This window comes from Paenisporosarcina sp. P4_B8, assembly GCF_056402175.1.
Map to the genome: position 1 here is coordinate 1 of NZ_JBFUHX010000008.1, position 11,651 is coordinate 11,651.

An 11,651-nucleotide genomic window follows, 5' to 3' on the forward strand; every position below is an offset into this window, starting at 1 on the left:
CCCCCCCCTATGACAATGCCGTGGCAGAAACCACATTTAAGATTTTAAAGACAGAGCTCATCAACGGGATGCACTTTCCCACCCTTTCCCAGCTCGCACTTGAACTATTTGATTACGTGAATTGGTACAACAATAAACGGTCGCATAGCTCATTAAGCTATTTAAGTCCAGTTGCATACAGAAACTTAGCCCTTAAAAAAATTGTATGATTTAGTGTTGACGTACCAATTTAACTAAACTGCCCCGTTAGTTCAATAAGAAAAAAGAGCTGCATTAGCAACTCATTTTCTTAATGCTTTATAATTTTTTATTTTCAACCTTTATTGTTTATTTGAACTTGATTACATTTCCTATAATATATTCTCTAGCATGCGTACTATCATATTCTATTTTCTCCGTACCTTTGATATCTTTCCATTCAACATGGATACGCGCTTCTTTAAAAATCCCTCTAATTTCTGACTCGCTTAATCCTTTAGAATAAAAGACCAATTCGTAATGGTATTTAGCAAAGTTCTCCTCACTATTATCTTGTGAATTACTGTCTCCTCCCCAATACCGTTCTAATTCATCATAATCATTCAGTAAAGTTCTCCAATCATTAAACATTTCAATTTTTCTTTCAACCTTTTCATCATGCTCCATAGAAAAATCAAAAGTGAGTTTCTTAAAGTCTTTTTCCGTGGATTCACCGTATTCTTGTGTCCTTCCTAAATCATCGAATTCCTCAGCCGTTATATTCGTAATGATCGTATCAACTTGTATGTCTAGTTCTGGATTATTGCATGCAGTTAATATGCTGAACAGCCCAATTAAGAATAAAATTCCTTTCATAATGTTACTCCTTCAATAATTTACATATATTAACTTATTCAACACCCTAATAAAAAACCCTTCTTCTTTACTAAATTGTCCTGTTAGTTCAAGAAGAACGGTAGTATTTTCTTATGATAAGACAATATTCTTATTGAACTAACTGCCCCGTCAGTTGAAGAAGTTCAAAAAAAGCGTTAATCCTTCTTATCTTAACCTTAACACTTAATGAAAAATGCCCAAAACCTTTATACATCAAGGATTTTGGGCATTTTAAGAATGGTGGGTTATTTGCGTTAATACGGTACATGCGGAGCATACCTGTAAATACCGAAAGCTAACGTCTTTTCTCAGACGTTAGCTTTTTTCTTTTTTCTTATTCAACTAAAGCACCCGTTAGTTTAAGAAGGGAAGCAATAAAAACCCCGCGAACAGGTGTTTTTATCATCATACAACCATTTCTAAAATTTCATCTACCCGTTCAGGGTTTTCGTCAATCCCAATTTTTTCACATAAACTCTTATGTGTTTTTATAAATTCGGGAACAATAGTTTTTATTACGTTCTGTATCTCATTTGGTTCTCTACTGCTATGCCATTTTGCAAGAAGAACTAATTGCCACTCTTGCAGTTTACTTCTTTCGCCTTCTAATTTTGCCCAATCTCCAAAAGTATTAGGTAGTATTCCTGCTTCCATATACCAAGCTGTTGTCATTGACAATCGTAAGTTATCTATACAATTTAGAGCATAATAAAATTCTTTTCTCATTGTTCTTCGATATGCTTCGTGAACATAAGCAAAAAATTTTGTTCTCCAAACCTCTACCTCTTGAGCAGTTGGAGTATAGGATAAACTCATTGATTTTTCTAATACATCATTCACCAATCCATCAGTGTCGTGGACAATTTTGATATTTTTAAGCCAGACTGATGACTGTACGTCTTTCACTTTATAATAAAAGGTATCCACCTTAATAAAAGTATCATAGTGAGCAATACTGTGTGTTGCCCAAGGGAAGTCTTCGAAAAATAAAACCTTACCCCAGTTTTTAGCTCGCTGTTTTTTGTTCAACCTATATTTTTCAAACACTTCATCTTTGACGACTACACGAAGGTCAATATCAGAATACAAGTCTGTATTTTGATTTCCTAATGAACCTCCATAAAAAACGGCTAAAACATTTCCATCACTTAGCAAATCTTGTTCAATTGCATTTAATAAAGTTTGACGATGTTTCGGAATTTCCAAATCTCTTTTTCTGTGTTTTGTTTCAAAATCACACACAACAAACCAACTCCTTTAATTAGACGCTTTTGAAATATTATTCGCTAATAAAGAAAAAATCCCTTCTTGAACTAACCTGCTCCGTTAGTTTAAGTGAAAGTCTTCACATTCTCAAAATTTATGTTAACATAAATATCCAATTAACCATGTAGTAATTTGGAAATGGTGTCTTGAATAAATATGTAACAAAACTCGTAAAAAAAAACGACGAGGATGATGTTTATTATCACGGTTACATAACAGAGTTTGATGAAGAACGTGAGGGCTTCTGGGCACGATTAGATGATGGACATGATAAAGAAGAATTCTTCAGTTTCGGTGAACTCGAAGCTGTTATTCCAGGGGGATCGTCCTTCATTTTAGCTTTTGCAGAATCTTAGAATTCCAGTGACTACGTTACGTTTCACATGTGCGAATGTCCCCCCCCCAATAAGAAACACACAAACCATAGTATGTTTTTAATAAACTCAGTTGAATACTTCCCAATTGATGTGTTATGTCAACCAAGGGTGCATACGTGATACAAACCGATGATCGAATTGATGTTTTGCGGATCATCCTCGTGTAGAGAATCCATGGGAAAGAAAAAGAGAAAAGCGAATCTATCGCTTTTCCCTTTTCTTTATTCGTTTTCTAGCACTCTCACTTGAGAATTGCTTTTTTCAAACATTGAATAACATTTTATTTTCAGCCATTTATCCGGTTAATCTGGTCTTGTATATACTTCATTTGTAATCGTAGTCGATCTGTTTCTTGACGTATTTTCAACATATAGTGCTGTTGTTCTTCTTGGTTATTCTCCATTAGATTTTCTTGTTGTTCTAGCATAGCTTGTTTGCGTTGTAAAGTTAAACCGAAAGTTGTAATAGTATCTCCTAAAGTAAGTAATATCTGTCCTATATGATGTAAATTAGCATTAGCAGGATAGTCATCTTCTATATTTCCCATTTGGTCATTCAGGAAAATCCCCTCGTCTCCTTAACAATTTCAATCTCCTTTATTGTATTCATTTTCTTAAAAAAAAGACCCATTTTCAAGTTGCTGCTTACTATAAACACGTTGGCCCACGAATTAAAAGGATTTTTTATTTGGAGTTATTTATTATTACCACGCTTTTATTACATTTGTTTATTCACCAAAAAGTAATCTGTTGAATCAAATAAGATGATACAAAAAATTAGTTTCATCGATTTATAATCAGGAGGCTAAAAGATTGAATAAAAATAGTATGGGATTTGGTCAAAAAGGTCCGAAAATGCTAACTTCTATTGAGCTTGAGCTAATTGCTTCAGCAATAGTTACATTCGGCGATGCTTTAGGAGCCGTTGCAATTGTTCGTGCCATGGAAGAAGAAGCACAAGCAGAGATAAGTCAACAAAATAAAGATGAAGAATTGATAAGAATGCAAAAACAAATCGATTATTTAACATATGAATTATCTAAAATAAAAAGCCAAATGACTTGAGTTTTATTCTTTATCAACTCCTGCCGCATCTTTTGGTTCAACTCTACAATAAGTCTGATTTCTGTATGATTTTCATAGTTTGAGTAAATCACAATGTAGACAAAGGGGGAATGATTATGAATAAAGATAACCAAAACAATCAAAGTACACCAGAAATTTTTGCAGCTAAACTAGCATTATTTGGAACTGCCCTCTCAACGTTAGGGGATGGAATACAGACAATAGCTGCAGGGATTGCTCTTGAAATATTAGAAAATGCAAATAATAAAACCTCGCCGGACCAAACGGATCAGTTAAAACAAATGGAAGATAGAATGCAAAAGGAAATTAATCAATTAACCAGAAAATTAGAGAACATGGAACGTGGAATAAGATAACGAGGCACTGCTTAGGAAATAATCAATTCCAATTCAACCTTCATGGAAGACTTTGGCGGATATACTATATGATTCGAAAATGTATGAATGCTATTAAATTAACGTGTGCGAGCAGGGCTTTTTGTTTTGGAAGAAAATCCGGTGAGAGTCCGTAAGAGGTGACTCGTGGGTGGAAACTTCCGACCCGGGGTGTTATGTCAACCCAGGGTGTATGGGGCATACACCCCAGTTGGACCCTTCTTCAACTAACCTGCCCCGTTAGTTGAAGAAGATTAATTTTCATGGGAGTTCAATAAGAAAAAAGAGCTACCAAAGCAAGCCCAATGAACTTCAAATAAAGCCCCCTGTTACTTGAAGAAGCCCCTATTCCTTATACCAATTTTCATCAAATTTCAGGTTTAATGCTTTTCCAAAACATACCCCGAATCTTATAAACCCTCTGCCCCTTGCAGTTATCAACTTTCCATCTTGAACTACAAGTTCTTCACTATAGTTTTCCTTTTCAAAAACACCAGACTTCTCTCGGTTTTCTTCTGTCATACCAATAGTATATTTTTTGCCTTTTAAAAGCCCTGCATTTGCTAAAAGATACATAGAACTTGAAATGCTTCCAATTACAGTTGCTTTACTTTCTATTCGACTTATAAACTCAAATATTTCTTTCTTACCTTCTAATGCTAATATATCCATACAACCTGTTAATAAAAGACTATCTATCTCCTCAAGGTTTACTTCATCAATTGTAGTATCAGTTAAACAAGTTAGTCCAGATTCGCCTCTAATAGGCAAATTATTTAGACCGATAGTTATGACAGGTTTCTCTCCCTGCATAAGAATGGATAATGCAACACTTAGCTCATACTCACTATATTGAGGGTATAATAACACTGCTGTTTTTTTCACTCTATTTAATCCTCCTAAATGTTATTTATCTATTCAATAAGAAAAAAAGCTTCACTCCTTAATGAAGTAAAGCACCCGTTAGTTGAATAATATCGCTTACTTTTGTTCATCTCGTTCACATAATTTTTCAGCTATCTCCTTAATCCTATCAATTGTTATACCTTCCATTTGCTCTTTGGCTAAAGGGTGTTTAGTTGGTTCTAATTCTATATACGGGCGTTCACCTATTGAACGAGTATGTACCATCGTTTTTAATTCTATTGTTTCCGGATAACCAGGAATGGAAGTCGATAGCCAGCCAAACATCGATTCTATTTGTTTTTCTCTTCCTTCAACTTCCCAATACTCATTTGTTTTATCAAAATTTGCTGCACTTAAAGAAACCCATACATCCCATATAAATGGTTTACTACTGTTTATTATGGGAATTTCGATACTCCCACGAATAAAGAAATATTCATCATCAATCACACACAAATCTTCATTCATCTCAATTCGATTTTCTTGCTCATCAGTTGGTACATCATAGAAATAGTCGGGTACTGAACTACCATAACTCATAGGTAGTTCCTCATGATACTCTCCGCAGCATTTACATAGGTAACCTTCTGTATTATTTCTCATTACATATCCTCCATAAGATAAAACTATCTATATTTATTTCACTACATTAACACATAGTGAAAACCATTCCTTATTCAACTAACCTGCCCCGTTAGTTCAATAAGAAAAAGGCTTCACTCCTTATTGAAGTAAAGCACCGGTTAGTTAAAAAGTATTTAGTAGGATTTATTGTTAAAACAATCTTCACAAATGAACTTACCTTCGTTGCTTAAATATGCTTTTATTTCAGTAAAACCTTTTCGCTTTGGATAACGCATTTTCACAAAAACAACATCGTCTTCCTTAATCTCTTTATCACAAATAGTACATTTGGGTTTATCCCACAACAACTAAATCACCTCTAAGTAATGTTAATTCCTCTTCATATCTTTACGAATAACTTTTAAAAAGTTTCTTTAACTAACCTGCCCCGTTAGTTGAACAAGAAAAGCTATTACTTCTAGTTGCTTTAGCTCGATATTAGAGACTTAGATTAATAATTCACCCCATAATATCCGTACCGCTGTACCTGCAATGGCAACATCTTTTTCTTTTGGTGTTACGTATAATAACCCTCCTCGTTTTGAAAGCTGTTTGCTGACAATACTTTCTATTGATAACTTTTCACACCAGTAAGGTCCTAATGCACCGTGGGTAGAACCATTTACATGGTCTTCATCAATGCCCTGTGCTGGTGAAAAAAATCTAGAGACAATATCAATTCCCTCCTCATTAGACATACTCGTGATACAAACACCACGTACAGGAAACTGTTTCATTGCAGAAAAATCAGGTTCAAAATCTGCAATATATTCTTCGTGACTTAATTCCACTATATAATCCAAATCGGTTTTCCCTACATATTTCGGTTTCGTACCGAGCCATTCTTCAAGCTCTGAAGGACATTCAATCTCTTCTAATTGGTACTTCTTAATTGTTATTTCTACCAGTTCATTACACCATCTTGCTTGCAGAGGACCGCTTAAAGTCTGGAATGTAATAGAAGAATCTAAGGGTAAAATTGCTTGTTGCCAAACAATAAAAGCACTGGCTATTGTTCCATGTCCACAAATCGGAATTTCCATCTCTGGAGTAAACCATTTAAGAAAAAAATCATTCCCCTTTTTTTGGACAAAAGCTGTTGTTGGTACGGGTATCTCCTGAGCAATTTTTTGCATGGTCAACTCAGATATTGTTGAATCCAGTAAACATACTGCCGCGGGATTTCCCTTGTAAAGATCTGTAGTAAATGCATTTACGATAAAATACGTGACTCTGTTCAACTCTCCCACCTCATTCTTCGTTACTAATATAAATTTATTTTCATTAACCTGCCCCGTTAGCCATCCATGCAACAAAAAACACTGTGTCATAGAGCCCAACCGTTAGTAACTCACATCATTTTATCATTGATTTTTATTGAACTTAACTGCCCTTTAGTTGTATCGCAGCAACTTAGAAGTGGTTTTATATGTATAATTCCTTTTTGAATTGATGTCTCTATGTATCCAATGATTTGCTCAAAAGTAAACACGTTTAATTGTTGTTTACTGTGTGTATTTTCATATTTCATATCTTCTAAAACATATGGAATAAAGTCACTAATGTCTTTTGAGGGTACTTCTTCAATATCTATAACTGAACCATTACTATCGAAAATCTCTTTAATTCCATCTGCGACTCCATAATAATCCAATAACAACCCATTTAGAGTTTGAAAATCCCCATGATACAGATTTAAAATATTTTTATCGTTTTCCATTCTGTTTTTTAACCACGGTAAATAAAACCCCTTTAACCACAAATCATCTGCGATGAGATGTGAATAATACCCTAAAATAAATGAATTATTTTTAACAGAACTGTATTTTTCAATGAAATTTTCATAATCCACATTTCTTGAATAATCATCTACTTCGCCTGAAAAGAAATGTGATAACTCTTTAGGAGACACCGCGTCTGGTGCTATCCCTCCTAATAAAAATGAAGCTTTATCTGATATTGAAACTGATTCAGTAATCTTATAGGCTATAATACTATGCATAATTCTTGAACCCATAATAACCTTCCTTCACATTTTTTTAGTGATTTTCTTCTTACAAAATGAAAACTTCTTGCCCCGTATTCTAAAACTACTTTTGATTGCTCAAACGTTTTTTATCCTGTATAGCTAACTTTTCCAGTCTCAACTAATTCCTTCAGTCCCATGAACATTAAATTCCAACCATGTTCAGTTTTCTTTTTTACTTTCTAAAACTCATTCTCAAGCTTAGCCATAAAACTCAATATGTTCTTTCTCATTTTTGTAATAGTCCAGTCGATCCTGCAATGTGCCCGTGTGAAATTCAAACTTATGTCCATCCAAGTCTTCAAAGTAAATGGACTTTTTATCCCGCTCATCCCGCTCCCTGCCAGGCAAAATCGAAACGTTCAATTGGTTCAGCCTGACTAGAGTTTCTTCATATTCTTCCTCGGTAATTGTGAAAGCCATATGTGTGTAGGAGTCCTTTATTTCATTACGTGGAATGTCGGTTTCCTCGTTCAGCGCTAGCCATACACCTTCTAAATCAAAATACGCTGTTTTTCTGCCTTTCATCATTAGCTTGGCTCCGAATACTTCCTCATAAAATCTAATAGAACTTTCCAAATCAGAAACGGAAAACAACAAATGGTTTATTTTCATTCCTTACTATCCACTCGTTCAAGCAAACGATAAGGTTTTGTTTCGTACGATTCGTATGCGACACTTCCAGGTTTCATGGCATCATTAATACGAGTAGCAAATTGCTCTCTTGTAACCCATTCGCTGATATTCGTTTCATTCAATTCAACAAACTGTACGTCTATCGTTTCGCCCGGTTGAGGTGTAGGTGTCCCTGCTACCGCCTTCCCTGCATATACAATACAAAAAACTCCGCTAGTGACATTTTGATAAACGCCGACCATGTCCCCAATTTCCGCATGGATTCCCGTTTCTTCAAATACTTCTCTTGCAACGGCTTTTTTTAAACTCTCACCTGGTTCGACTCGTCCTCCGGGCATTTCATATGTATCGGATCTGTGTCCATTTCGAACCAACAATACTTCTCCCGCTTCATTTTGAATGAACCCAGAGACCGCCACCACATATCGTGGAGTTGAATAATCACCTGTCCATTCCATAAAATCTTCAGAGCTTGTCTCAAATAATGGTGGTAATGTTTTTCGGAAGTTTTGTGCCGTTTCATGAAGTTCAGAAGCGCGAATCGCCTGATCCACACGCTCAAAATCCTCGCGGTCACGGTAACCCCACATAGCCATAATTTCTGTTTTATCCATGTTCACCCATCGCCCTATTAAACGTGCACCATGCGTTAATTGATTCGGCAATAAATAGGTGTGGAAAAAGTGATTAAACGTCTCCAGCATTTCAGGTTTAATGGTGTACATTTTTCTTCGAAATAGCATACGATACCCGCTTTCAATTAAAGATTAATCTTCTTTTTTAGGTTTGGTTTCTTCATATTCAATCTCATGCTTTGTATCGTGAAGCGATGACGCATTATTATCATCTTTCTTTCCTTCCATTGCATCATCAAATGGCATGTAATGATTCATTGGTAAGCGACGTTTAGTTCCCAGTCTCCAAAGTGTCCAAGCAATCACACCGATTAATATTGCTAAAAATATGTAGCCCATCCGGTATCACTCCTTTTAGTTGATTGTACTTTATCCGTCTCTTATGAGTTAGGGTTAAATCTATTTCATAACTTTTCTACAAACACTAGGAAATCCCCTTTAATTCTCTTGCGCAGCATTTATTATTCCCTTTCAATTTGGTTTGTCCCTCTTCACGAGGGGTTTATTCCCTCCCCCCCCATTTTACCCAACAAAAAAACCGCAATGCCTCAAGTTTCCACTCGAACATAACGGTTTTCAAAACTATTAATTGGAACTGACTTGAATTTCTTTATTCTCTTCAACCGTGAACGCGCGAGATCTGGTCAGAAACCTTTTCCCTTCCACGCCTTCCAGTGAAAACATGCCGCCTCGACCGTCTACCACATCAATAATTAACTGAGTATGTTTCCAGTACTCGTATTGGCTCTTATGCATATAGAAGGGACTGTCGCCGATTGAACCGAGTAGTACATCTTGATCTCCCACTATCAAATCACCATCCGGGTAGCACATCGGTGCAGACCCATCACAGCAACCTCCCGATTGGTGGAACATGACGGGACCATGCTTGCTTTTCAATAACTCGATCAGTTCAAGCGTAGCGTCCGTTGCGATGACACGTTCAATCATTGGTCATTCCCCTTTCGATCAAAAGAATCCTAATTTGTTTTCGTTGTAGCTAACTAACAAGTTTTTCGTTTGTTGGTAATGGTTCAACATCATCAAGTGGTTTTCACGTCCGATACCTGACATTTTGTAACCACCGAATGCAGCGTGTGCTGGGTACGCATGGTAACAGTTTGTCCAAACTCGGCCCGCATGAATAGCGCGGCCGAAACGGTATGCTGTGTTCATGTTACGAGACCATACGCCAGCACCTAGACCATATAAAGTATCGTTTGCAATTTCAAGTGCCTCTTCTTGCGTTTTGAACGTTGTCACAGAAACAACCGGTCCGAAGATTTCTTCTTGGAAAATACGCATTTTGTTATTCCCTTTAAAGACAGTTGGCTTCACATAATAGCCACCAGCGAAATCGCCTTCAATGTTATTACGCTCTCCACCGATTAAGCATTCTGCGCCTTCTTGTTTCCCGATATCCAAATAAGACAAAATTTTTTCCAATTGTTCACTTGAAGCTTGTGCACCCATCATCGTATTCGGATCAAGTGGGTTCCCTGTCTTGATTGCTTCAACACGAGCCAATACTTTTTCCATGAACTTATCATAGATAGATTCCTGGACTAGTGCACGTGAAGGGCATGTACATACTTCCCCCTGGTTCAATGCGAATAATACAAAGCCTTCTACCGCTTTATCAAGGAAAGCATCGTCTTGGTCCATAATATCTTCGAAGAAAATGTTCGGTGACTTACCTCCAAGTTCCAATGTTACCGGAATCAAGTTTTGTGAAGCGTATTGCATGATCATACGGCCTGTAGTTGTTTCACCAGTGAAAGCAACTTTGCCAATACGTGGATTCGATGCAAGTGGCTTACCAGCTTCCAAACCGAAACCATTTACAATGTTCATAACACCTGGTGGTAATAAATCGCCCACTAGTTCAGCAAATACTAGAATACTAGCTGGTGTTTGCTCAGCTGGTTTCAACACAACACAATTTCCTGCAGCAAGTGCCGGTGCAAGCTTCCAAACTGCCATTAACAATGGGAAGTTCCAAGGAATGATTTGTCCAACCACACCGATTGGCTCATGGAAATGATACGCTACTGTATCGTTATCGATTTGGCTTAAAGATCCTTCTTGCGAGCGAATTGCACCAGCGAAATAACGGAAATGATCGATTGCAAGTGGTAAGTCAGCATTCAATGTTTCACGTACTGCTTTTCCGTTATCCCAAGTCTCTGCGACAGCCAGCACCTCTAAATTTTCTTCCATGCGATCCGCAATTTTATTTAAAATATTTGCACGTTCAGCCACAGACGTATTCCCCCAAGCGTCTTTTGCTTCATGTGCTGCGTCTAATGCTAGTTCAATGTCTTCAGATGTTGAGCGAGCAACTTGAGTGAAACTTTTACCCGTAACTGGTGTCACGTTATCAAAATATTCACCTTTAACAGGAGCAGTCCATTGCCCGTTAATATAGTTATCATATTTCTCTTTAAAAGTAACAATTGAACCCTCAGTGTTTGGAAATGCATATACCATTCTCAAGTTCCCCCTTTAATTTGGCCAACTCATTATTTGTATGCGATTTCATAATCTAGTATTCATACAAATTAAGAAGTCTGTACCTCATATATAGTCAGATAACACCGAATTTTACAACATATTTGTTTATGAAATATGCCCAAGACTATTAATACTATATAAATCTTCTAAAGAAATTAAAGGCGTGATAGGTGTATTTCGGACGATTAGAGAAGTTCCCTTCTATTCCTACTCTTTTTTCATCAACTCTTAACAAACACCGGTGATTATATAGATAGAAACCCTCAAGTATCTTCTCGAATTTTAAATTGGAGTAGACACCCTGATAGTTTGAAATCTTTATTAATAGTCTGCCTATCTCTCATGCAAATGGC

The 11,651-nt window shown here is 36.5% G+C and carries 17 protein-coding genes; 4 read left to right on the plus strand and 13 right to left on the minus strand.

The features are described from left to right. Nucleotides 1–209, plus strand: a 209-nt coding sequence (locus AC1DSK_RS09130) for an IS3 family transposase (RefSeq protein ID WP_477598191.1), incomplete at its 5' end; no start/stop codon positions are given. A 118-nt stretch (nucleotides 210–327) separates the two neighbouring features. Here the strand turns inward: AC1DSK_RS09130 and AC1DSK_RS09135 are convergent. Both AC1DSK_RS09135 and AC1DSK_RS09140 read right to left on the minus strand, forming a co-directional pair. Beyond that, nucleotides 328–834, minus strand: coding sequence for a hypothetical protein (locus AC1DSK_RS09135; protein WP_477598193.1), 507 nt, complete (start codon nucleotides 832–834; stop codon nucleotides 328–330). Between the two features lie 426 nt (nucleotides 835–1,260). Beyond that, the gene (locus AC1DSK_RS09140) at nucleotides 1,261–2,097 is read right to left on the minus strand and encodes a hypothetical protein (RefSeq protein ID WP_477547790.1); all 837 of its coding nucleotides are present in this window, start codon (nucleotides 2,095–2,097) and stop codon (nucleotides 1,261–1,263) included. Nucleotides 2,098–2,267: 170 nt separating this feature from the next. Here AC1DSK_RS09140 and AC1DSK_RS09145 point away from each other — a divergent pair, with 170 nt between their 5' ends. Further along, a complete protein-coding gene (locus tag AC1DSK_RS09145) occupies nucleotides 2,268–2,477 on the plus strand; it encodes a hypothetical protein (RefSeq protein WP_477547791.1) in 210 nt (69 codons plus the stop codon). 307 nt (nucleotides 2,478–2,784) lie between these two features. Here AC1DSK_RS09145 and AC1DSK_RS09150 read toward each other — a convergent pair whose 3' ends face one another. Further along, a complete protein-coding gene (locus AC1DSK_RS09150) occupies nucleotides 2,785–3,045 on the minus strand; it encodes a hypothetical protein (protein WP_477547792.1) in 261 nt (86 codons plus the stop codon). 265 nt (nucleotides 3,046–3,310) lie between these two features. On the opposite strand from AC1DSK_RS09150, the gene AC1DSK_RS09155 reads away from it, so the two are divergent. Together AC1DSK_RS09155 and AC1DSK_RS09160 are read left to right on the plus strand one after the other, a co-directional pair. Then, a complete protein-coding gene (locus AC1DSK_RS09155; protein WP_477547793.1) occupies nucleotides 3,311–3,562 on the plus strand; it encodes a hypothetical protein in 252 nt (83 codons plus the stop codon). A gap of 116 nt (nucleotides 3,563–3,678) precedes the next feature. Beyond that, complete coding sequence (locus AC1DSK_RS09160; RefSeq protein WP_477547794.1) at nucleotides 3,679–3,939, plus strand: translation initiation factor 2; 261 nt, start codon at nucleotides 3,679–3,681, stop codon at nucleotides 3,937–3,939. A gap of 363 nt (nucleotides 3,940–4,302) precedes the next feature. On the opposite strand, the gene AC1DSK_RS09165 is transcribed toward AC1DSK_RS09160, so the two are convergent. The 10 genes from AC1DSK_RS09165 to adh form a co-directional block, all read right to left on the minus strand. Beyond that, a complete protein-coding gene (locus AC1DSK_RS09165) occupies nucleotides 4,303–4,842 on the minus strand; it encodes a DJ-1/PfpI family protein (protein ID WP_477547795.1) in 540 nt (179 codons plus the stop codon). Between the two features lie 96 nt (nucleotides 4,843–4,938). Next, a complete protein-coding gene (locus AC1DSK_RS09170; RefSeq protein WP_477547796.1) occupies nucleotides 4,939–5,466 on the minus strand; it encodes a DUF2199 domain-containing protein in 528 nt (175 codons plus the stop codon). A gap of 155 nt (nucleotides 5,467–5,621) precedes the next feature. Further along, nucleotides 5,622–5,792 carry a Fe3+ hydroxamate ABC transporter substrate-binding protein gene (locus AC1DSK_RS09175; RefSeq protein WP_477538496.1) on the minus strand — a complete coding sequence of 57 codons (171 nt, stop codon included), beginning with the start codon at nucleotides 5,790–5,792 and terminating at the stop codon, nucleotides 5,622–5,624. A gap of 141 nt (nucleotides 5,793–5,933) precedes the next feature. Continuing rightward, the gene (locus tag AC1DSK_RS09180; protein WP_477547900.1) at nucleotides 5,934–6,737 is read right to left on the minus strand and encodes a PhzF family phenazine biosynthesis protein; all 804 of its coding nucleotides are present in this window, start codon (nucleotides 6,735–6,737) and stop codon (nucleotides 5,934–5,936) included. 101 nt (nucleotides 6,738–6,838) lie between these two features. Then, nucleotides 6,839–7,504, minus strand: a complete 666-nt coding sequence (locus tag AC1DSK_RS09185; protein WP_477547797.1) for a hydrolase — start codon at nucleotides 7,502–7,504, stop codon at nucleotides 6,839–6,841. A gap of 210 nt (nucleotides 7,505–7,714) precedes the next feature. Next, complete coding sequence (gene fosB, locus AC1DSK_RS09190; RefSeq protein ID WP_477547798.1) at nucleotides 7,715–8,128, minus strand: metallothiol transferase FosB; 414 nt, start codon at nucleotides 8,126–8,128, stop codon at nucleotides 7,715–7,717. Then, the gene (locus tag AC1DSK_RS09195) at nucleotides 8,125–8,892 is read right to left on the minus strand and encodes an NUDIX domain-containing protein (RefSeq protein WP_477598195.1); all 768 of its coding nucleotides are present in this window, start codon (nucleotides 8,890–8,892) and stop codon (nucleotides 8,125–8,127) included. Before AC1DSK_RS09195 ends, fosB begins: the two co-directional genes overlap by 4 nt. A gap of 24 nt (nucleotides 8,893–8,916) precedes the next feature. Then, nucleotides 8,917–9,123 (minus strand): hypothetical protein, encoded by a 207-nt coding sequence (locus AC1DSK_RS09200; protein ID WP_016428806.1) that lies wholly within the window; start codon nucleotides 9,121–9,123, stop codon nucleotides 8,917–8,919. 246 nt (nucleotides 9,124–9,369) lie between these two features. Further along, nucleotides 9,370–9,735: a DUF779 domain-containing protein gene (locus tag AC1DSK_RS09205; protein ID WP_477547800.1), complete on the minus strand. Its 366-nt coding sequence runs from the start codon at nucleotides 9,733–9,735 to the stop codon at nucleotides 9,370–9,372. An 18-nt stretch (nucleotides 9,736–9,753) separates the two neighbouring features. Next, nucleotides 9,754–11,274, minus strand: coding sequence for an aldehyde dehydrogenase (adh, locus tag AC1DSK_RS09210; RefSeq protein ID WP_477547801.1), 1,521 nt, complete (start codon nucleotides 11,272–11,274; stop codon nucleotides 9,754–9,756). Between the last annotated feature and the right edge of the window lie 377 nt (nucleotides 11,275–11,651).